22 protein-coding genes are annotated in these 21323 nt (G+C 59.5%); 10 read left to right on the top strand and 12 right to left on the bottom strand.

The genetic code is table 11. The annotated features are described in order from the left end of the window. Positions 1-8 precede the first annotated feature (8 nt). Together KIO76_RS21380 and KIO76_RS21375 are read right to left on the bottom strand one after the other, a co-directional pair. A complete protein-coding gene (locus tag KIO76_RS21380; RefSeq protein ID WP_213325616.1) occupies positions 9-1103 on the bottom strand; it encodes a hypothetical protein in 1095 nt (364 codons plus the stop codon). A gap of 163 nt (positions 1104-1266) precedes the next feature. After that, a complete protein-coding gene (locus KIO76_RS21375; protein WP_213325615.1) occupies positions 1267-2250 on the bottom strand; it encodes a hypothetical protein in 984 nt (327 codons plus the stop codon). Positions 2251-2713: 463 nt separating this feature from the next. On the opposite strand from KIO76_RS21375, the gene KIO76_RS21370 reads away from it, so the two are divergent. After that, positions 2714-4066, top strand: a complete 1353-nt coding sequence (locus KIO76_RS21370) for a hypothetical protein (RefSeq protein WP_213325614.1) — start codon at positions 2714-2716, stop codon at positions 4064-4066. A gap of 48 nt (positions 4067-4114) precedes the next feature. After that, a complete protein-coding gene (locus KIO76_RS31780; RefSeq protein ID WP_363316860.1) occupies positions 4115-4384 on the top strand; it encodes an alpha-hydroxy-acid oxidizing protein in 270 nt (89 codons plus the stop codon). Positions 4385-4483: 99 nt separating this feature from the next. Here the strand turns inward: KIO76_RS31780 and KIO76_RS21360 are convergent, their stop codons facing one another. Continuing rightward, entirely contained in the window at positions 4484-5365 is an 882-nt protein-coding gene (locus tag KIO76_RS21360) for a GntR family transcriptional regulator (RefSeq protein ID WP_213325612.1), read from the bottom strand. 216 nt (positions 5366-5581) lie between these two features. Between KIO76_RS21360 and KIO76_RS21355 the strand changes: the two genes are divergently transcribed. Then, positions 5582-6592: a zinc-binding alcohol dehydrogenase family protein gene (locus KIO76_RS21355; protein ID WP_213325611.1), complete on the top strand. Its 1011-nt coding sequence runs from the start codon at positions 5582-5584 to the stop codon at positions 6590-6592. 42 nt (positions 6593-6634) lie between these two features. Here KIO76_RS21355 and KIO76_RS21350 read toward each other — a convergent pair whose 3' ends face one another. The 8 genes from KIO76_RS21350 to KIO76_RS21315 form a co-directional block, all read right to left on the bottom strand. Continuing rightward, complete coding sequence (locus KIO76_RS21350) at positions 6635-8542, bottom strand: bifunctional sugar phosphate isomerase/epimerase/4-hydroxyphenylpyruvate dioxygenase family protein (protein WP_213325610.1); 1908 nt, start codon at positions 8540-8542, stop codon at positions 6635-6637. Continuing rightward, a complete protein-coding gene (locus tag KIO76_RS21345; protein ID WP_213325609.1) occupies positions 8539-9387 on the bottom strand; it encodes a shikimate dehydrogenase family protein in 849 nt (282 codons plus the stop codon). The genes KIO76_RS21350 and KIO76_RS21345 overlap by 4 nt, the downstream gene beginning before the upstream one ends. 18 nt (positions 9388-9405) lie before the next feature. After that, positions 9406-10443, bottom strand: coding sequence for a Gfo/Idh/MocA family protein (locus KIO76_RS21340; protein ID WP_213325608.1), 1038 nt, complete (start codon positions 10441-10443; stop codon positions 9406-9408). A 28-nt stretch (positions 10444-10471) separates the two neighbouring features. After that, positions 10472-10921, bottom strand: coding sequence for a type II 3-dehydroquinate dehydratase (gene aroQ, locus KIO76_RS21335; RefSeq protein ID WP_213325607.1), 450 nt, complete (start codon positions 10919-10921; stop codon positions 10472-10474). Positions 10922-10948: 27 nt separating this feature from the next. Continuing rightward, on the bottom strand, positions 10949-11680 hold the full coding sequence (locus KIO76_RS21330; RefSeq protein WP_213327058.1) for an amino acid ABC transporter ATP-binding protein: 732 nt from the start codon (positions 11678-11680) through the stop codon (positions 10949-10951). Between the two features lie 67 nt (positions 11681-11747). Next, on the bottom strand, positions 11748-12581 hold the full coding sequence (locus tag KIO76_RS21325) for a transporter substrate-binding domain-containing protein (RefSeq protein ID WP_213327057.1): 834 nt from the start codon (positions 12579-12581) through the stop codon (positions 11748-11750). A gap of 67 nt (positions 12582-12648) precedes the next feature. Further along, positions 12649-13290: an amino acid ABC transporter permease gene (locus KIO76_RS21320; RefSeq protein ID WP_213325606.1), complete on the bottom strand. Its 642-nt coding sequence runs from the start codon at positions 13288-13290 to the stop codon at positions 12649-12651. Between the two features lie 11 nt (positions 13291-13301). After that, positions 13302-13970, bottom strand: coding sequence for an amino acid ABC transporter permease (locus KIO76_RS21315; protein ID WP_213325605.1), 669 nt, complete (start codon positions 13968-13970; stop codon positions 13302-13304). Positions 13971-14174: 204 nt separating this feature from the next. Here KIO76_RS21315 and KIO76_RS21310 point away from each other — a divergent pair, with 204 nt between their 5' ends. Then, the gene (locus tag KIO76_RS21310) at positions 14175-14849 is read left to right on the top strand and encodes a TetR/AcrR family transcriptional regulator (RefSeq protein WP_213325604.1); all 675 of its coding nucleotides are present in this window, start codon (positions 14175-14177) and stop codon (positions 14847-14849) included. A 65-nt stretch (positions 14850-14914) separates the two neighbouring features. Here the strand turns inward: KIO76_RS21310 and aroQ (KIO76_RS21305) are convergent, their stop codons facing one another. After that, entirely contained in the window at positions 14915-15358 is a 444-nt protein-coding gene (gene aroQ / locus KIO76_RS21305) for a type II 3-dehydroquinate dehydratase (protein ID WP_213325603.1), read from the bottom strand. 424 nt (positions 15359-15782) lie between these two features. Between aroQ (KIO76_RS21305) and KIO76_RS21300 the strand changes: the two genes are divergently transcribed. The 6 genes from KIO76_RS21300 to KIO76_RS21275 all read left to right on the top strand — a co-directional run bounded on the left by KIO76_RS21300 (position 15783) and on the right by KIO76_RS21275 (position 21290). Beyond that, a complete protein-coding gene (locus KIO76_RS21300) occupies positions 15783-16469 on the top strand; it encodes a GntR family transcriptional regulator (RefSeq protein ID WP_213325602.1) in 687 nt (228 codons plus the stop codon). Between the two features lie 284 nt (positions 16470-16753). Further along, positions 16754-17920: an ABC transporter substrate-binding protein gene (locus KIO76_RS21295; RefSeq protein ID WP_213325601.1), complete on the top strand. Its 1167-nt coding sequence runs from the start codon at positions 16754-16756 to the stop codon at positions 17918-17920. A 50-nt stretch (positions 17921-17970) separates the two neighbouring features. Continuing rightward, positions 17971-18834: a branched-chain amino acid ABC transporter permease gene (locus KIO76_RS21290; RefSeq protein WP_213325600.1), complete on the top strand. Its 864-nt coding sequence runs from the start codon at positions 17971-17973 to the stop codon at positions 18832-18834. Next, positions 18831-19841 (top strand): branched-chain amino acid ABC transporter permease, encoded by a 1011-nt coding sequence (locus tag KIO76_RS21285; RefSeq protein ID WP_213325599.1) that lies wholly within the window; start codon positions 18831-18833, stop codon positions 19839-19841. Before KIO76_RS21290 ends, KIO76_RS21285 begins: the two co-directional genes overlap by 4 nt. Then, complete coding sequence (locus KIO76_RS21280) at positions 19838-20599, top strand: ABC transporter ATP-binding protein (RefSeq protein ID WP_213325598.1); 762 nt, start codon at positions 19838-19840, stop codon at positions 20597-20599. Before KIO76_RS21285 ends, KIO76_RS21280 begins: the two co-directional genes overlap by 4 nt. Then, entirely contained in the window at positions 20580-21290 is a 711-nt protein-coding gene (locus tag KIO76_RS21275; protein WP_213325597.1) for an ABC transporter ATP-binding protein, read from the top strand. The genes KIO76_RS21280 and KIO76_RS21275 overlap by 20 nt, the downstream gene beginning before the upstream one ends. The last annotated feature ends 33 nt before the right edge of the window (positions 21291-21323 follow it).

Below are 21323 nucleotides of genomic sequence, written 5' to 3'. Positions count from 1 at the left end.
GGTTTGGCTTATGGCTTTGCCAAGGTCATGACCTGATAGCGGTGTCTTTTGCGGTGGTTGGTGTGATGCCCGTTGATGTCAATATCAGACAAATCGCTGAAATTGAGTCCGGTCGATAGTTTTGGTCGAGTGGAATCTGCATTGTCGTAGATCATTACGCCGACAGCCGGCCCGATCTTACTAGTTAGCTCAGCAATATTCGTGACGGATACGTCGGGATCCCAAAAAAGGAACATATTATCTGCGACGGCAAAGAGGAGAATGTAGTGCTCGATCGGGGGGTGATCGTCCTCGTGTTTTCTGCCGCTTAGGCAGCCAGCGACCAGATAGCCGCCGGCGGACAGAAGCGCCGTAGCCTTGGCAACCGTGCTCTGTAACGTATTGGGTGTGTAGTTCAGAATGAGGTTCGTGTCTGTCGAGCGGCTATCTTTAGCATTCAAGCTCGTCAGGGTGACGGGGGAGAAAGCCGGCAGTGATTGTGTGTCGACATTGCGGGTTCTGAAAAGTTGTTTGGCTGTGAACTGTGAGGCAGAGCCGCACATCACGGTCGAATCGAGAAAAAGGGCGCATTGCCGTGGTAAGGAAACCTTGTCGAAGGTGGCAGGCGCGAGCTTAGGTTGGCCGAGCCACTGATTGACCCGCCCGTAGGCCCACTCGCCGCTTGCTGTGTTGTCGCTGAGCACGGCGGTGGCTACTGCCTTATCGGCCAGGGAGACTTGCGCGGCATTCATTTTATCGCGTGCGGATGCTGTGGCCGACGTATAGGCCGCTGTGCCGTTGACCCTCGAGCCGGATCTCAGCACACCGTAAGGCTTTGCCTTATCGGGGTGGCCAGCAGGCAGGCCATCTCGGTAGGGCTTGTGGTTGTGAATACTGCCCGTTGAGCGCAGCGCATCGACAAGATCACTCCAGCCGTCGTCCTCGGTCAAGGCAAGCAGCGCTTCGCGCAATGCGATATCGTTGATGTCGTAGATCTTCGTTTTCAGAGCGGCGCGCATGGCGCGTACAAGGGCGAACTGGCCGCCTAGCAGATGGTATTCCGAGCCGTTGTCCGTGAAAAGCTGCCGGAAGTTTTGCGCGGCGGTCTCCAAAGCTGGCGGCAAGGGAAATGTCGAGGCTGGCCCGCCCCCGGGATCTGGCCCGGGCTCCCCCGGGGCTGTGTTCGGCGCAAGCGTACGGATGGCCTCATGGCCGGCCGTTTGCGATCGCTTGCTGGTCCTCCCCATTCCCGATCCTCCAGCCCGCACGGATCGGCGGGGTTGAATGTCACGCGCGCGTCAAGGGGCCTTCCCTGTAATGTCTGTTGATCCAGTGGGCCCGCGTGCCGGACAACTCGCGCAGGACCGCGTCGAAGTCGATGCCATTGAAATAGCGGTCGCGCAGGGTCTCGATCACCCTTCCACATTGGGTGATGCTGCTCTTTGGAAAACGGGCGAGGTTGAAAAGGTCGATGCGCGCGGTCTCCGGTAGCGCGGCCGTTTTATGACGCAGTTCCTCCTCGGCCAGCGTATGAGCTGGTCCGACGGTCGGCAGTTCCGTCCAGGGCAGGTGGGGGCCGACGATCATCGCGAGGAGCGCAGGGCGCAACCCCGCAATGCCCAGTCCTCTGCCCGCCAGGGTGGCAAAGCCGGCTGAGCCGGCATTGAGGACGGCGGCCACTTCTGAGAGATCGGCCTGACGGCGCCCTACATTGCGCTGCAATGCGCTTTCCATGAGCATGGTAAATACCAACCGCCGAAAGCCGTCATCCACGGCCCCTGAGCGTGGGACCACGTTCTGGTAGTAGATATTGTAGTCGTTCACGAGTTCACGTGACACATCCGGGTTCGCTGCGGAAGGGCCGGGCTCGTCAGCGCCAGCCACAATCATCGCCTCCAGCCCGGCGTGAGCGGCAACAACCGACTGATTGAGGGTGAGCGCAGCGAGCGCGGATCCGCCCCCGTCAAGGCACCGCACCGTTGTTGAGAGGCGTCCCGTTACGCCCGGACTATAGCTGATCTCGCCAGCCGCCGTGGTTTCGACCGTAGGTGCGCCATCGCTCTCCACGAACGACCATTCGAATGACTGCACAGATGCCGCTAAAGCCGCATCAGTGATGAAGACGATGAAAGTATTCCGTCTTCCAACAACCAGAGGCGATGTGATGTAGGACACAACGGCGGAGCCTCCGTCGGCCGAAAGATTAGCTTGGCCCAGATCGGAAGCCTGATAATTCTCAGGAATACGGCTTTCAGTCTTGCGAACGGGCATGATCGACAAAAACCCCGATCCAATGTCCATGCAGAATGGTGGAATGCTACCCGAGCCAAGCAACGATGACCAGCAAAATATAGCTCAGGTTAACGGCTTACTCTCGCGGGGTCCTTGGCATCGTGGGCGAGCCTTGAGAGCTCCCCTAAGCCTGGGGCCGGCACCGACCGACGTCTTGCCTCGGAAGCGCCGGCGTCAAAGGCGCAAACGTCCCTTGCTTCCCCGTCGCATTTATGCGAGAGAGCGAGCCGCGCGGCGGGCGCTTGCTCCTCTTTGCGTGCGGGTGGCAGAGCGGTTTGATCTCAACATGTTATCTAGATCCTCGTGTAGACGATCGGGACCGTAAAATGATACCTGTGCCGGCCGCTGGACGAACTTCCTGCAGTCTCCAGGCCAGATAGTTTCGGCGGGGGAACAAATCCGAATTCGTAGTAACATTTTCGCTGCGCTCTGGATCTGCGCATTGGTTGCGGCCGCACTTCAAGCGCAGCCCTTCCTGGCCGGCTACCGGCTGACCGCTGATGAAATACTGTTCCACTATTTAACGCTTAAGAATACGCTTGCACAGAATTTCCAGTTCCTGAGCGAAACCGCTGCGCAGCAAGGGCGCATCGGACAGTTCGTAGTATTGCCCATCAACATGATGGCTAGCCATTTGTCAGCCGTTACATGGGTAAGGGTTGGCTTTCTCGGTGCTTGGGGCGGGCTGATGCTACTCACGGCACTGTGGGTTGGCGGCCTGTGTCGATCCCGAGCGGTCGCATTGCTGAGCTTCCTGGTGCTGGTCACTTACCAGCGTCTCGGGTTTGATCACATGCCGCCGAACAGCTATCCGCTCCAGAACACGGTGCCGTTCCTGCTGATCCTGGCGTCACGGCTCGCCGGCGGGGTGCAGCGCTCCCTCGTCACAGACTGCATTCTCCGCGTCATCCTGTGCTTGAGCATGGTGACCACTGAGTATGCATGGGTGTTCGGGCTTGGTGTTATCGGATGCGAATATCTTGCAAGTTTTTCCCTTGGAAGGCAGGAGGGGCTCGCCAGACTGAAAACGCGAGGATTCGCGCTCGACATGATGGCGATCACCATCGCGCTGGCACTCTACCTTGGCTACCGCATCGTGCATCCCTCACACTATGAGAGCAATTCGCCGGACGGCATCCGGAATCTAGGTGCCTTGATCTGGACTTCGTTCTTTCACGTGCTGAACGGGACCGTCATATTGCCAGTCCAATGGGCGCATTTTGCACAAGCGCCATGGAAGGCGCTCGCTGCCTGGGCTGGCATGTCCGTGTTGACCGCGGGGGTAGCGTGGGGTGCCTTGCGGCATCTCGAACGCGACCGGCCCTGGCTTACTATCGCCACCATAGGCGTCCTTTTCAGCGTCTACGTGACGCTTCCCGTCGCAGCGACCCTGAGACATCAGAGCTGGTGCGCAACGGCGTGGCCCTGCGCCTATCTCGATACGCGCTCGGCCTTTCCCGGCGTTGCCGTTGCCCTGGTAGGAATTTGCGGCTGGCTGCTCCGTTTTGGCCGGATTATGCAGGTCGCTCTCGCAGTCGCGCTCGGTTTGGGAGCAGGTACCACATACCTTTACAATATCTGGGTTTCGCAGGAGCTCACGAGCGCTGCGAGGGTGTGGGAGCGCGCCGACGCCTTGGCGTGTCTCGCCCCGTCCTCACTTCCTCACGGCGAGGCGCTTCTGAAAGCGGTGGATCCGCGGAGCCTGATCAGCGTCCACCCAAACTTCCCTCAGGCGGACTACTGGCGCGCCTATATCGCAAGCCGGGCCGAGAATTGCGCAGGAGCGGCACGCTAATTCTATTTCAGATCGCTTCGTGCGGTCTCTGTCCCGGTTAGAAAATGAATGCACATGGCACGGCCTTCTCGGCCGATTTCGGCCCTCGGCGCGGACGGCTGCCTGCTGGGTCGAAGTTACGCCTATGGCCTTGCCTCGGTCGGAGCAGCCGGCGTCACCGCCGTTCTCGAGATGCTGAGAAAGGAACTCACGATGAGCATGGCGCTCCCGGGGCTCACGAGCGTTGCAGACATGCGGCAGGGCCGGATGGCATGCGTTTCGCGCCGCGATCCCCGCCCCGACGGGAGCGCGCGACCAAGCTCCACGAGAGGCTGTTGATCGGCTCGTTCGGTGAGGCCGGGCCGACAGCGAGCGCGCCAAATTGGAGACTTGGTCGGCATCGGCTCACCGCACAAGAGGGTCTTGCACAGGGATCAGTTATATGGAGCGGAGAAGTGTTTCGCGTGCGGATTGCATGTGCGTCCGCACCGCTTTGTCGAGACCTTCGGTATCATCGACCTTCAATGCATGAATGATCGCGAGATGTTCGTGCAGCGCGACCTCGTTGCGCTCGCGTTCATCATGCTTGGCCCATTGCAGATGATAGTGGAAAATCAATGATATAATCTCGTAGAAGTCGGTTATGAAACGGTTATTCGCTGCGTCATTAACGGTACGATGGAAGCTCTCGTCCAGCCTGGAGAACTCGTGATAACCGCTCTCTATCCGCCGCAGCAGATCAAGATGCGCAGCTTCCAGCGCGTTCAGCCTGTGGCGTCCCTCCTCCGTGCGCAGTGTTCGCGTAAAGTAGTGGATGGATCTCATTTCGAACATTTCGCGTATATCGCAGAGCTCCAGCGCGAAGTCCCGGGTAAAACCTTGAAATACCCAGCTCGCGTTCGGGCGACGTTGGATCAGGCCATAGCGGCTGAATCGGTTGAGATACTCGCGAATTCCTGATGTCGAGACGTTGAAAAGCCGGGCGAGCTCAAGGCTGCTGATCGCATCTCCTGGCCGAAGGTCACCTGCAAGCAGCCATTCCTTCACACGGCGCTCGATCAGTTGGGAACTCGGCTCCGTCTCCGTTTCCGAAAAGTACTCATCGGCGCGAGGACGCCGCAAGACCCGCTTCTCACGCCCGTTCACCTTGAGGATGCCTGCGGCGTGCAGGGTAACGAGGATCGCTCTAACCGTGGTGCGGCTTACGTGCAGCCTTTTCGCCAGCGCCGGCTCGGCGCCCAGCAGCGCGCCGATGGGGAGATCTGCGATAACCGCGAGGCAGTTGTTGTAAGCCTGCTTGTAAACCGAATTGTCTTTCAAGCTGCGCCTCCTCACCCATCAAACTGTTTTTTATCCGTCTAGTTATCGGTAAAAAACACTTTGACATTGGATGGCAGAGGGCTCAAGGGTCGCTTTATCGAAATACACAGCTGGCGACGCGATGGAGATGTCGTGTGCCCCCTTGGCGTCCCACGCCGCGCTTCGTGGCATCAGGGTGCGCGAACTGTCGGCGAACCAATCGTTCAGGACCTTGCGATGAAATCAATCGTATGTCTCGCGCCCCATCAGATCATTCAGGAGAGGCGAGCTGCACCGGGGAAGCTCTTGGAAGGCTGGGTCCTTCTTGACGTAAGTCACGTGGGCATTTGCGGCACGGACTACCATATCTACGAAGGGAAGCATCCCTTTCTGGAATATCCCCGCGTGATCGGTCACGAAATTTCGGGCGTGGTCTCGCAGGCTCATCCGTCTTCCGGCTTTGCGGCTGGCGAGACGGTGGTGGTTAATCCTTACCTGTCATGCGGGGTTTGCGGGGCCTGTCGCAAGGGGAAGCCGAATTGTTGCGAGCGCATTGAGGTTCTCGGCGTGCATCGCGACGGCGGTATGTGCGAGCAGATCGCAGTTCCCGCCACCAATCTCTACCATGCAAACGGCCTCTCTCCTCGCGATGCGGCTATGGTTGAGTTCCTGGCTATAGGCGCTCATGCGGTGCGTCGGGCAGGGGAGAAGGATGGGGTCGCTCTCATTGTTGGCGCAGGGCCAATCGGCCTTGGTGTTGCGATCTTTGCACGCATCGCCGGCTTGGATGTGACAATCGCCGACGTCGATGCGGGGCGACTGACGCAGGCGCAGCGGGTTCTCGGCGAGGTTCGTTCAGTTGTCGTGGGCGACGCCGAAGCCTTGGCGCGCGTGCAGGCACTCGAGCCGGGCGGCTTCGATGTGGTCTTCGATGCGACAGGTAATGCCAGGTCGATCATGTCAGGCTTTTCCTTCGTCGCACATGGCGGGACCTATGTTCTGGTCAGCGTTGTGAAGGACGACATCACGTTCTCCGACCCGGAGTTCCACAAACGGGAGATGTCGTTGATAGGCAGCCGGAATGCCACGGCCGCTGATTTCGAGCATGTCATCGCGTCGATCGGCAGCGGAGCCGTGCCGCTCGATGCACTCGCGACGCACGAGACGACGCTGGACACTGTGGTCACGGATCTGCCGCGATGGGCCCGGGAAAAAGAAGGTTTGATCAAGGCCCTGGTTCGGATTTGATGAGGATTGGCGACATCGCCTGTCGCCATCGATCGCCAAATCTCAGGGCCTTGTCGGCGCCGGAATGGTCGCCGGCCGTGCGAGGCGCGCCTGCGCGGTTAAGCGAATCCCGGCGTTGGCGGCACCATATCCGCTGTATCTGTCGCGTTGCACGATCTCGAAGAACAAGCCGCCGTCGAGGGTTGTCGTGTAGGCCTGATAGAACACACCGGTTTCGTCGCGATCATAGAGAATGTTGAGCGTCTTCAGCCAACTGAGCTCATCCGCCGGAAGATCAAACCGTGCTTCGAGGTCGTCGTAATAATTCTCCGGAATTGGCAGCATCGCGACACCGTTGGCAACGAGAGCCTTGACCGTTGCCTGAATATTCGCCGTTGCAAAAGCGATATGTTGCACACCCGAGCCGAAGAAGTCCGTGATAAACCGCGCCGACAGCGTTCTGTGACTTTGCGAGCCGTTGAGGATAAGACGCAAGCCCCGTCCAGCTCCATCGCCGAGGCCGCTTTCGATCACTTGGCTCTGGACCACGCCGCCGGGGTCGATCACCGCTTGGCTAGGCGCTTTCGTCGTCTCGAACAGCGATGAATAAAACAGCACCCACGTCAGCATTTCCTCGTATTGCATGCTTTGTGAGATATGATCGACGGCGATCAAGCCGACGTCTGCTCCGGTTTCACCGGTCGGCGCGAAGTCAACCTCCGCCCAGCGCCCCAATGCTGAAGCGTTGTCCAGGAAATAGAGCAGGCTGCCGCCCAGTCCCCGGACCGCAGGAATGTCGAGTTCGCCAGGGCCCACAGCGCCGGTGTGCGGCGTATCGAGGAGGGCGGTAGCGCGGCGGATAGTCGCCTGAGCATCAGCCACCCTGAGTGCTATCGCGCATACCGATGTGCCGTGCGTGATCTGGTAGCTATGGGCGAAGCCTTCGACGTCGCTGTTGAGCACGACGCGGATATCCCCCTGTCGCCAGAGCCCGACATCCTTGGAGCGGTGCGCCCCGGCGCGGAGGAAGCCGAGTGCCGCGAGCAGGCCTTCGAAAGTCGGCCGCAATGCCTCGGCCACTGCGAACTCGATAAATTCGACCGCTTCCACCGGCGTCGGCGGCGGCATCGGCACTGCGCCAGGAACAGCGTGGCCCAGCTTTCGCGAGGTATCATCCAGCAGCCATATGAGAGAGCGATGCCCATCCAATGCCACTGACCGCGCCGAACCGGCACGGAACCGGTCATTGAAAATTTCCAGCGAGAGGATGCCATCGTAACCCGTCGCGACGAGCGCATTCATGAAGCCGGGAAGGTCGAGGTCGCCTTGACCCGGCAGACAGCGCCAGTGCCTGCTCCACGACAGATGATCCATCTGCAGCCTTGGCGCGTCCGCCATCTGCACCATCGCGATCTTGTCCCGCGGTATGATTGTCATGGCCGTGAGGTCAAGACCGCGCGACAGGATGTGAAAGCTGTCCAGGACGACGCCGATATTGTCGCGGTTCGCGCGCCGGACGATCTCCCAGGCGTCCCGGTAGTCCCAAACATGGCGGCCCCAGGCCAGAGCCTCAAAGCCGATCCGCATGCTACGACGGGAGGCTCGTTCCCCGAGTTCCGCGAAATCCTGGGCGAGCCGGTCAATCCCGCCGAGGGATTCGGGTGAGACGTTGGAGCAGACGAAGAGGAGATCCGTCCCGAGTTCCTGAAGGAGATCAAACTTGCGTTCCGCGCGATCGAAGGTGCGGGCGCGTCGCGCTTCCGGCATGCCCTCGAAATCGCGGAAGGGTTGGCAGGTCACGATGGCGAGGCCGAGGTCCGCGCATATGCGACGCACCTCGGCTGGCGAGCCGGGAAAGGCGATGAGATCATTTTCGAAGATCTCAACAGCCCGGAAACCCGCCGCCGCAATGGCCTCGAGCTTCTCCTGAAGTGTTCCGGACACGCAAACTGTAGCTATCGAGGGTATCATGATGGAGCCTCCTCCCGTGCAAGGTGGGCAACAGCACGCAGGTCGTCTGACGTTGTCGTGGGGAAGCCGAAGAACTCGAGATAGGCCGGGATCTGTTCAAACAGCATGTCGATCCCGACCTGATAGGCGCAGCCCCTCGCGCGAACGGCGTCAAGAAAAGGTGTAATTTCCTGTTTCATGACGACTTCCCCGACGAAGGCCGATGGCGCGATACGTGCGACATCGACAGGGAGTGGATCTCCAGTCCTCATGCCGAGCGGGGTTGCATTGACGATAATGTCGAAGCCGTCCGGATCCTTGCCGCCGACCGATACGCCAAGCGCTGGATAATGGCGGCGCAGTCGCTCCCCCAGCGCTGACGCCGCGGGTGGCTCGGTGTCGAACAGGGCGATCTGGGCCACGCCTGCCTTCGCGAGCGAAGCGGCGATTGCCGACCCAACACCGCCAGCCCCGACGACCAGAGCGCGTTTGCCCGTGATGATGCGTCCCTTCTTCAACATGCCGCGGACGAAACCTTCCCCGTCGAACATCTCTGCGACGAGCCGTCCGTCGCGCTCGATCCTCACGGCGTTACAGGCCCCGGCAATGGCCGCAGTGGTCATGACCTCGTCGACGAGACCGACAGCGGTGACCTTGTGCGGCATGGTGATCAAAGCGCCGTGGGCATTGGAGAGCCGGGCGAAGAGTCGCAGAAAGGCGGGAAAGTCCGGCGCTTTCACGCCCATGGGGACGACGACGGCATCAATGCCCCGACGCATGAAGTAGGGATTATAGATCATCGGCGCCTTGAAGCTCTCGGTCGGATGGCCGAGATGCGCAACGAGCCTTGTTGTGCCCGTGATCATGACGAAATGTCTTTCCATTCAGGCGGCGATTTTGACCGCCGTACCGCTACGGGCCGCCCGCTTGACAGCCTCGATGACTTTCAGTGTGCGCAAGCCCTCACGCCCTGAGACGATTGGCGTCTCGCGACCGCAGATAACCTCGCAGAAATGCCGGATCTGCAGCTTGAGCGGATCGTCAGGCGAGAAAGGAATGCGCTCGCGCTGCAAGGGCTCCCACCAGCTCCGTTTGCCGCGATGGGACCAGAGTTCCAGTTGCGGGATTGTCAGAGATCCGTACGTCCCCCCGATATGATAACAGCTTTCCCCCTGCCGGGGATAGGCCGGGTTCTCGCCGGCCGTCAGTTCCCAGCTCCAGGGAGCAACGACTGCATCGGACGCACTGATCGTTGCAAGGATTCCGCTATCGAACCGCAGAATAATCGCCGCGGTTTCTTCGACCGCATACCCGCGGACCGCGTTCGATTCCAGCGCCTGAACGGTATCCACTTCGCCGCACAAGTATCGAAACAGATCGATGTCATGGATAAGATTCAGAAAGACCGGACCGCCGCCGGGTTCCCGGCGCCACGCCGTCTCGAAATAGTCCTCAGGTTTCATCAGCCAGAACTGGCCCGTGAGGGTCAGCACTTGTCCGATCCGACCCGCGTCGATGATTTCCTTTGCCTTGCGGATCATCGGATTATAGCGCCGGTGGTGCCCAACGAGCAGCGGAATTCCGCAGCCTTCTGCAGCCTCCACGAGGCTTTCAGCGGCGGCGACGTCATCTGCGATCGGCTTTTCGACAAGCGTGGGAATACGAGCCGCGATCGCTTCTAGCCCGTTGGCGACGTGCAACTGGTTAGGTGTCGCGATGATGACGCCGTCGGGCCTGTCCACCGCTAGGCACGCGCCAAGGCTTGCATACCACGCGGTGTCCAGCGTGCGGGCCAGCGCCTGAGCTGCGGGCGCGGGATCGATGACGGCCGACAGAAGGGCTCCCGGATCGGCAGCGACATGCTGCGCGTGGCGGCTGCCGATCAGTCCGGCTCCAACGATTGCGAGTTTGACTGGCCCCATGGTGCGCTCCTCACACCGTAGCCGACGGTTAAGTCTCTGAGGTCTCGGCGATACGTGCGATGCGCCGCAAGGCGAGCTCATAGCCTTGGGTGCCGAAACCGGCGATCACGCCATCTGCCCGCAAAGACACGAAGGAATGATGGCGGAAAGACTCGCGCTTATGAACGTTCGAGATGTGACATTCGATGACCGTTCCATCGAATGCATTCAGGGCATCGAGGATGGCGACCGACGTATGAGTGAACGCCCCGGGGTTGATGACGATGCCGATTGCCCCTTCGCGCGCGTCATGGATCCAGTCGATGATTTCATATTCCCGATTGGATTGATGAAAGCTGAGCCGCAGATTCAATTCCTCGCTCAATATGCGGCATGCGGCCTCCACATCGGCAAGCGTTTCATCACCATAGATATGGGGTTGCCGCTTTCCAAGGAGATTGAGGTTGGGACCGTTGATCACATAGACGAGGCGGCTCATGGCGGGCTCCGATCGCTGTATCGCGGTTCAATGCATATTGAGAATTTCACCGAGAAATTTCCGCGTACGCGCGTGACGTGGGGCGGTAAAGAATTCAGCGGGCGGCGCTTCTTCGACGATCGCGCCTTCCGACATAAAGATCACGCGATCGGCGACCTGTCGGGCGAAACCCATCTCGTGTGTGACGCAGATCATCGTCATGCCCTCCTCGGCAAGGCCGATCATCGTGTCGAGCACCTCCTTGACCATTTCCGGATCAAGAGCCGATGTGGGTTCGTCGAACAGCATTACCTTCGGCTTCATGCACAGGGCGCGTGCAATGGCGACACGCTGCTGCTGGCCGCCCGACAGTTGGGCCGGATATTTCTCTGCCTGTTCCAGAATCTTGACACGTCCCAATAGCTGGCGCGCGGTAGACGCAGCTTGCTCCTTCCCGATGCCAAGAGATCGCATCGGCGCAAGCATGCAGTTTTCCATAACAGTTAAGTGCGGGAATAGATTGAAGTGCTGGAACACCATGCCGACTTCCCGTCGGACCGCATCAATCGTCTTTCCTGCATCAGTCAGCACGATGCCGCCTACACGGATCTCGCCCTTCTGATAGTCCTCAAGACGATTGATGCAGCGTATCAAGGTCGATTTTCCCGAGCCTGACGGTCCACACAGGACGATGCGCTCGCCCCGGTTGACCGACAGATTAATGTTACGCAAAGCCTGAAAGGAGCCGTACCACTTCTCGACCGCGATCATGCTGATCATGGTCTCATGATGTTGCGCAGCGGTGATTGTCGTGGGGCTCATCAAGGCTTCCATGGGAATACATGCCTCAGCTGGCGGTAAAGGGAATACCTTCGAGGCTGTCCGGGAACTTATGAACGGGCACCTTCATCCACTTGTCATAGACCTTCTGGAGTTCGCCGTTGGCCTTGATCTTGTCGATGAACGTGTTGAGGGCGGCATTGATTTCTTTCTCACCAAGCCGCGTGCAGGCGCCATTATAGAGATTCTGGAATTCGAGTTTGTTCTCGAACTCGCCGGGACGCGCCTGCTCAATGCGCTGGAGATAGAAGATATTTCCGCCAAGCGCCTGAACTTGACCGGAGACCAACGCTTGGATCGAGGGCGCATCGCCATCATAACGTCGGATGACGGTGTTGGCGGGTGCGTTCTTGGTGACCTGAGTGTCCTGCGCGGCGCCCTTGGCCACACCGATGGTGAAGTTGCCCATGTCCGCATTGGTTTTGATCTGGGCTGACTTCGGCCCGACCAGGACGATGGTGTTGGCGACGTAAGGCTTCGAGAATTGAACGGCCTTGGCGCGCTCCGGCAGCATCGCCATCGTCGCGAAGAGAACGTCGACCCGTCCGGTCGTCAGCGCGGGGATGCGATTGTTTACTTCGAGAGGCACGAACTCAACCGGAACACCGAGCTCCTTGCCAAAGAGTTCGGCTATGTCCGCGTCGAGTCCCTCCTGCTTGCCGGCGCTGTTGACGAACCCCCAGGGCGGATTGTCGCCTTGGATGCCGACGATCAACTTGCCCCGCTTCTTGATTTCTTCGGGAGTAATTGCCCAGGCGGGTTGTGTGATCAACGCCGGCGCCGCGAGTGCAATCGCTCCCCCCAACAACACCTCGCGACGATTCGGGCTGTACTTTTTCATCTTTGTCATGACCGTTTCTCCCTCTCCCACATCTGGCTTCACGCCATTCACTTGATGCCGTTGAACATCACCGCGTGCCGACGGCGAGCTGCCGCTCAAGCCGCGCGCCGGCAAGAGATAACGGCCAGCACATCGCAAAATAAAGCATTCCGACGACGCCGAAAACAAGTATTGGCTGGAATATCTGATTAGATATAATGTTTCCAGCGCGAGTCAATTCCAGAAACCCTACAATCGATGCCAGGGACGTTCCCTTGATGAGCTGAACCAGAAAGCCTATTGTGGCGGGCAGCGAAATGCGCAGGGCCTGCGGCAGGATTACGTCCTTCATGCGCGACACATAGTTTAGGCTCAGGGCCTTTGCCGCCTCCGTCTGGCCTTTAGGTACGGCATCGATGGAACCACGCCAGATCTCGCCGAGATAGGCGCTGGCGTGCAGGGTGAAACCAATCGCGACCGCTATCCAGGCATCAAGCTTCAATCCGATCAGAGCAAGGCCGTAGTAGACAACAAAGAGCTGCATCAGCAGAGGCGTGCCCTGAAAAAGGGCGATATAGCCCGCTGTCGCGCGCTCCAGCCAGGGCAGGCCGGAGGTGCGTGCCAGAGCAACTCCCAGCCCGGTCACGCCGCCTCCCGCAAAGCCGACAGCCGACAGCAATACCGTCCATTTCAGCCCTACCAGCAGGAAGATGAATTCGTTCTGTCCCATCCCCGCCGCCCTCACTTGACCGGGTAGCTGAAGTAATGCGCAGAGATCATACCGAACATCCGCATTAATAGCCACGACATGATGAGGTAGCAAAGAGTTATCACGCCATAGACTTCGAAGCTGCGAAAGCTGTTGGACTCGATCTGCTGGGCGACCGAGGTCAGTTCGTAGGCCGAGATGGCAGAAGCAATACTTGTCGTGAGCGTGAGGAGTATGAACTGGCTGGTGAGTGACGGGAAAATCGCCCGGAGGGCCGGTTTCAACACGATCAACCGAAAGACCTGCGCCTTGTGCAGGCCCAGCGCCAGCCCGGCTTCGATCTGTGCCTTGCTGATGGACTGCACGCCACCGCGGATGATCTCGATGGCGTAAGCGCCGCCGTTAATTCCAAGAGCGATGATCGCTGTGGGTGTTGGATCGAGGCGCAGTCCCGCCAAAGGCAGGGCGAAATAGATGAAATAGATCTGGACCAGGAACGGCGTGTTACGTATCAGCTCAACGAAGGAAATAACAAGCCAGCGGAGTGATTTGACGTGAGAATCGCGCAGAACGACTCCCCCTATACCAATAATTATGGCGAGAACCATCCCGCCGAGGGCGAGCCAAAGCGTCCCGAGACATGCAATCAGAAGATCAGGCAGACCCTCGATGACGGGGGTGAAATCGAGCTGATAGTTCATTCATCTCCCCTCGCTGTCGACCTTCTTTGCGGGTCGATGCGACCTGTATGAGTCGCGCGCTTCTGCCGCGGCTCCAGCGACCTCAATACGTACCCTCGAGCCATGGACATTAATTGTACGATCTGGTTCAATTGGTCAAGTGAAATTAACCGGTTCGTTCAATCGGGCTTCATGCTCGGTCGGAGGCGGTATGAAAGGGTTGTCATGGATCGCGTTGCTACGTCCCGGCCGTCGCGGGTCAAAGGCGGAAAGAAATCCGCCAGCTGGACGCAGGATCCTGAAGGGGTCAAGCAGGGGATCCTGGCGGTTGCCCGTGAGGAGTTCGTGGAATACGGACTGAGCGGCGCCCGTGTCGATGAGATCGCCGCCAAGACTGTCACCAGCAAGAGGATGATCTACTACTATTTCGGGGATAAGGAGGGGCTCTACCAGGCTGTTCTCGAGGAGGCCTACGATCGTATCCGTAGGTTCGAGCGGAGCCTGGACCTCGCGACGTTGCCTCCCGTGGAGGCTATAGCCACCCTTGCGGGCTTCACGTTCGATTATCACGCCGATAATCCGGATTTCGTCCGCCTTGTCATGGTCGAGAATATCCATCACGCCCGACATCTCAAGAATTCCTCTAAGATTAGCGACCTCAACATGTCTGCAATCAATATGATCCGCGAAATATACGATCGTGGACTGGCATCAGGTGCATTCCGGGAGGGGCTTGATCCAATTGATATCCACCTCACCATCAGTGCACTCAGTTTTTACAATGTGTCGAACCAAGCGACGATCCAGCAGGTGTTCGGGCATGACATGGCTGATCCTGCCGCGCGCGCACGCCGAAGAAGGAGCGCGGTCGACACCGTCCTTCGCATGCTCTGTCGTTGATGTATTTGGCTGGTCGAAACGAGTTGACGCGCGGCAGCGGTGACATCGTTCTTGTCGGGAACCTCCTAATTCTGCGGGACCAGGGCGGAGACCGCTTGCAGAGCAAGCTCGTAACCGGCTGCCCCAAGACCAATAATAATCCCGGTTGCGGCTCGCGAGATCAGCGAGTTGTGATAGATGCTCTCGCGGGTGTGAATATTTGATATATGCAATTCGATTTTCGGCTTGTCGAATGTCTTGAGCGCGTCGAGCAGGGCGATCGACGTGAATGTGTAGGCCGCAGGATTGATGATGATTGCACAAGCTTTGCCGCGCGCCTCGTGGACGCTTTCCACAAGTTCACCTTCGAAATTCGTCTGCCGGAAGTCAACCGCGAGACCAAGCTTAATAGCGGTGTTGTCGCAGCGTTCGCGAATATCCGCGAGTGTTGCTGTGCCGTAGATTGCAGGCTCGCGATCGCCCAGCAAGTTCAGGTTCGGGCCATTGAGAATATAGACGACATTGTTCATGGGGTGTTTCGGCTATTGCTCGGCGTGTGGGATTAGTGCCGCCGATCCTCGGGGATTGGTGGCGAAAAGCGTCATGCCGTCCGCGGTGGAGAATGGGATGGTCGGCGGCTGGTTGAGATGTCGGAAGGACTCTCCGGCCTTGAGGTGCCCGGGTGTCGATCATACCGGCGCGCGAACGCTGTCCATGAGCTTCCTCCCGGAGCCGCCAGCTTATCGAATTCATGATGTCAAGCGATCGGTCGGGGAGTTCGATGGAAGGTGGGCGTCGACCGCTGCCTGACTTCCGAACCATAGATCGTATCAGTTTACGTATCAATCGATAAAATTGTAATCATCAGAGATTTCTTGAAATAGCTGGTGATGTTGAGCTTGGCTTAGTTTAACGTTCCCGGTAAGCCTTCTGTCGGAAGGGTGAAACCAAGCCATGGCTGAATCAGATCTGTTAGGCGAAGAGACCGCCGTTGCGACGTCCGGCGAGCAGGCCTACGCCCGCATTCGCGCGGATATCGTCTTCGGCCGCCTAAAGCCGGCGCAGCGGTTAACCCTGGAGAAATTGCGCCCCACCTATGGGGTGGGCATCAGCACCTTGCGCGAGATCCTGAGTCGATTGACCCCAGAAGGGTTAGTCATCGCGGAGGGGCAGCGGGGTTTTCAGGTCGCGCCCTGTTCGACGGAGGATCTGCGGGAGATCGCGGCGTTGCGGCTTCTCATCGAGAAGCACGCGCTGAGCGAGTCTTTTCGGGCGGGCGATATGGAATGGGAGGGCAGGGTCGTCGCCGCTCATCACAAGCTCGCACGCATGGAAGCGGGCCTTCTGGCGGGGGACACATCACGAACCGAGCAATGGAAGCGTTACGACTGGGAATTCCACCAGGCGCTCGTGTCGGCTTGCGGTTCAAGAGCGCTTCTTGACATGCACTCCGGCATCTACGACCGGTATCTGCGCTACCAGATGGTGTTCGTAATCTTTCGCGGTGGTATCGCCGCAGAGGAACATAAGGCGCTGCTGACCTGCGCGCTGAACCGTGACACGGAGGAAGCCCAGCGGGTGCTCGAGCGGCATGTGCAGGGCTGTCTCGATTTCGCTTTTGAGAACAGCTTGATCAGCTGACGCTTTGCCATTCCTTGAGTGGGCCAGCGCGAGCGACGCACCACGCCGATCCCGAGCATTGCGCTTGAGGGAATGCGCTATGACCGCATATGCGGATGTTTGCACGGCCTGGCGGATGCCCGCATCGCCCGTTGAGGTATAACCCCCAAACTATAGATCATCGCTACTTTTTCATTTCCTCCCGACAGGGGGATTTGCAAAATGTCAGATGGGCAATCGCGCCAAGCGGTGTCCCAGCGCTTCCGATTGAGGGTAAGCTTCTGGCGGTTTTGGGGAGGACTGATATGAAAAAGCTGGCCATACTTGCGTTGGCGCTCGCCATGAGCACCGGCGTGGCCATCGCCGATACCATCAAGATTGGAGTGGTTGGCCCTTTTTCCGGGCCGGCGGCGCTGCAGGGGCGCAACTTCCAGGCAGGAATTGACGCCTGGCTCGCGCTTCACGGGAACAAGATCGGAAACAACACCATCGAGATCGTCTACCGTGACCTTCCGGCGGCGGATCCCGCCAAGTCCGCCGCCGTGACGCGTGACCTCATTGTTGGTGAGGGCGTGCAATATCTGGCGGGTTACTATTACACGCCTGATGCCATGGCGGCCGCCCCAATCTTGGTAGAGGGCAATGTGCCGATGGTCGTGTTCAACGCGGCCACGTCGGCCATTACGAACGCCAGTCCCTATGTGGTACGCACGTCCTTCACGACTTGGCAGACGTCGACGCCGATGGCGACCGTCGCGCGTGAACGCGGCATCAAGAAAGCCATCACGGTCGTCACGGACTATGGCCCAGGTGTCGACGCGGAGTCGGCCTTTGTCAAAGGCTTCAAGGACGCAGGCGGCGAGGTGGTGGCCTCGGTGCGCATGCCGATGAATACGAATGACTTCAGTCCGATCATGCAGCGTATCAAGGATTCGGGCGCCGAGGGCGTTTTCGCGTTTTTGCCTTCTGGACCGGCGACGCTCGGTTTCATGAAGTCGTTCGCCGAAAACGGCCTGCGGAAAGCTGGCATCACCTTGCTGGCGCCCGGGGATCTCACACAGGAATCGGATCTGCCTGCGCTGCGTGAAAGCGCCTTGGGAACGTTGACGACGTTTCACTACGCCGTGAGCCACGATTCGCCGGAGAACAAGGCTTTTGTCGAGGCCGCTTCGAAGGCGATCGGCGACCCCGCAAGTCTGAGCTTCCCGGCTGTGGGCGCCTATGACGGCATGTATGTCATTGCGAAGATGATCGAGGCGACGGGCGGCAAGCAGGACGCCAAGGCGGCCGTAGACGCAGTAAAAGGCATGTCCTGGACAAGCCCTCGCGGACCGGTGTCGATCAATCCTCAAAACCGTCACATCACGCAGAACATTTATCTTCGGGAAGTCGCCGAAGACAACGGAAAATACATCAACAAGGAAATACGGACCTTTGAAAAACAGGGGGACCCAGGTTGGAAGGCGCCGTGATGGCAGGCATTGTTGATGGGAGCTGTTCCTTGAGTCGACCCTGAGGTGCGATGCAAACCATTCTTTCCATCGCCGTTGATGCCTTCGCCTATGGCATGGTGCTTTTTGTCATTTCCATCGGCCTCAGTATGACGATGGGATTGATGAAGGTCGTGAACCTCGCCCATGGTGCTTTTGCGATGATGGGCGGTTACATCGCGGCCTTCGCCGCCCATCAGCTCGGAGTGCCTTACGGCGTTGCCCTGGTCGCGGCGGTGTTCGGCACTGTGCTGGCCGCCGTTCCTCTCGAGCGTTGGCTTTACCGCCGCATCTATGGCGCGCCTGAACTCACACAGGTGCTCATGACCATTGGCATCACCTTCGTGATCATTGGTATCGCCAACTTCGTGATGGGGCCCTCGCTCAAGACCATACCTCTGCCGGAGGCGTTGCAGGGGCCGGTCGAACTCGGCTTTCGATCGATCGCAGCACACAAACTCTTCGCGGTGGCGACGGGGGTCGTCGTCGCAATCGCCTTGTGGGTTTTGATCGAACGCACTGCATTTGGAGTGAAACTCCGCGCCTCCGTCGACAATGCTGCGATGGCGGGGGCGCTCGGGGTGCGTACGAAAATCGTTTATGCCGTCAGCTTCGCGGCCGCGGTCGGTCTTGCGGCATTGGGCGGGGTTGTCGGGGCGCAATTGCTCCCCATCGAGCCTTATTATGCCTTGCGCTATATGGTGACGTTCCTCGTCGTGGTGTCGGTGGGCGGCGCGGGCTCCATTCCGGGAGCCTTGCTCGCCTGCCTGCTGCTGGGGGCCGTGGAGACCACCGGGCGCTATCTGATGCCGGAGTTCGGCGAGTTCTTCTTTTATCTCGCCGTCATCGCGATCGTCTGCATCTTTCCTCACGGTTTGCTGGGACGGACGGGATGACAGACGCGATACTCAAGGCGCGGACCGTTGTCGGTCTCACGAGGGCTCGGCGCAGTTGGGCTGTCGATGCGGCGGCGGCACTCCTCATCCTCGCCGCAGCCACCTTTCTTTATTTTGTCTTTCCTGGCAGTCTCGCGTTGTTCACGCGCATGATTGCGATCATGCTCCTGGCACTATCGCTGGATCTCGTTACGGGATACGCCGGTATCGCCACTTTGGGCCATGCGGCGCTATTTGGCGCGGGCGCCTATGCAGCTGGCATTCTGGCCTCCAAATTCGGATTGACGGATCCTTTCGCCATGCTCGGTGTTGGCGCGGTGGCGGGGGCACTGGCAGGGACCGCATCGAGCCTCGTCATCCTGCGCGGAGGTGGGCTGGGTCAGCTCGTTCTCTCAATCGCCATCGTCCAACTGGCCCACGAGGCCGCGAACAAGCTCTCGGCCTGGACAGGCGGAAGCGATGGTCTATCCGGTATTACGCCGGCTCCGGTGTTCGGCCTCTTCCGGTTCGATCTGTGGGGACGAACCGCATTTGTCCTCGCGGTCGCACTCCTCGTTTTAGTGTTTGTCGCGCTGCGCGTGGTCGTGCGCTCGCCCTTCGGGATGCTTTGCCGCGGCATCAAGCAGGATCCGATACGCGTCAGAGCGATGGGTGCGCCAGTCTACGGAACACTCGTCAAGCTCTACGCGATCGCCGGGGCGGTCGCCGGTTTGGGAGGCGCCTTGTCCGCGATCGCAACGAAGGTCGTGGGGCTCGACAGCCTCTCCTTCACGCTCTCCGCCGAGGCGCTCGTGATGCTGGTCCTCGGAGGCGTGGGAAAGTTATTTGGAGCCCTGATCGGTACGTTTGTATTCGTCTGGTTCGAACATCTCGTTTCGGCGATCAACCCCTTCCACTGGCTGACCATCGTCGGGGCGATGCTGATCGCGGTCGTGCTCTTCGAGCCGAGGGGACTAACCGGCGTGATAGAAGGGCTCTGGAAGCGAACCCGGGAAAGCGAGAAATGAGCCTCCTCGAAGTTCGTCAGCTCAGGAAGCGGTTCGGAGGGTTGATTGTCACGCGTGACATGTCGATCGCCCTTGCGAAAGGGGACCGGGTCGCGTTGATAGGGACGAATGGCGCGGGGAAGACAACATTCGTCAATCTTGTGACGGGGCATGTTCGCCCCGATGCCGGTGGCGTATTCCTGGACGGAGAGGATGTGACCCGCTGGTCGCCCACCCGGCGCGTCAGAGGCGGCCTTGTGCGCAGCTTCCAGGTGACCCGCCTGTTCTCGGATATGACGCCGGAGGAGCATGTGGCACTCGCGCTGCTTCAGCGGCTTGGACGTACGGGGCGGCTGTTCGCGGATTTCCGCACTATGCCGGACGTCGCTCGCGAAAGCGATGAGATTCTGGCGCTCTTCAATTTGAATGGGATAGCGCGGGTTCCGGTCGGGGAGATCGCCTATGGCCAGCAGCGGCTGCTTGAAGTGGCGCTCGTCATGGCGCTGCGGCCGAAGGTGCTGCTGCTTGACGAGCCAGCAGCAGGCGTTCCCAGCGCGGACATCGTACTGATCGAGCGGGCGCTCGCGCATCTGCCAGCTGATCTCGCGATACTGATGATCGATCATGACATGGATTTCGTTTTTCGTTTCGCGCGCAAAGTGATCGTGATGGCGGCGGGCGCCGTCATCTTCGAGGGCACGCCGGAGGCTGTCGCCACGGATGCCGCCGTGCGCCAGGCTTATCTCGGGAGCTATGCTGATGACCGCAGCGTCGCTTGACGTGAAGGGCCTCAGTGCCGGCTACGGCCCGACACGTATACTGGAGGACGTGACATTTCACGTGCCCGCCGGCGGCCGCTTGGCGGTCCTTGGCCGCAACGGGGTCGGCAAGACGACGCTGTTTGCTTCCATCGCGGGACAGACGAAGCACTATGCCGGCCGTGTGACGATTGACGCCTTGGATCTTACGACGCTCGATGGTTCCGCACGTGCGCTCGGTGGGCTCGGGTATGTGCCGCAGAACCGGTCGATTTTCCAATCCCTGACGGTGGAAGAGAACCTTCAGGTCGGCCTGAAGCGGCGCCCAAAAACCGCGATTGAGGAAAGTTATGCGATGTTTCCCCGCCTCAAGGAGCGGCGCCACAATCTGGGCTCGCAGCTGAGCGGGGGCGAGCAGCAGATGCTCACCACCGCGCGCGCTATCCTGGGGCAGCCGGCTGTGCTGCTCCTGGATGAGCCGCTGGAAGGATTGGCGCCCGTCATATGTGATGAGCTGATGGCTGCACTGACAGAATTGGCTGCGGCGCGTACGATGACGATCCTGCTGGTTGAGCAAAGGATAAAGGCAGCGCTCTCCTTCGCGGATGACGTCATTATTCTCGAGCGCGGACGCATCGCCTGGCACGGAACGCCCGGGTTGCTCGCCACGGAGCCGCGTATCGTGGAACGCCTCCTCGGGGTAGGCCATTGAAAGCCGTTGCCGTGGAAGATGGATGGCGGCGCA

The organism is Chelatococcus sp. YT9, assembly GCF_018398315.1.
In the GTDB taxonomy this organism is placed as follows: Bacteria; Pseudomonadota; Alphaproteobacteria; order Rhizobiales; family Beijerinckiaceae; genus Chelatococcus.
This window is presented reverse-complemented; position numbering and strand designations above follow the sequence as displayed.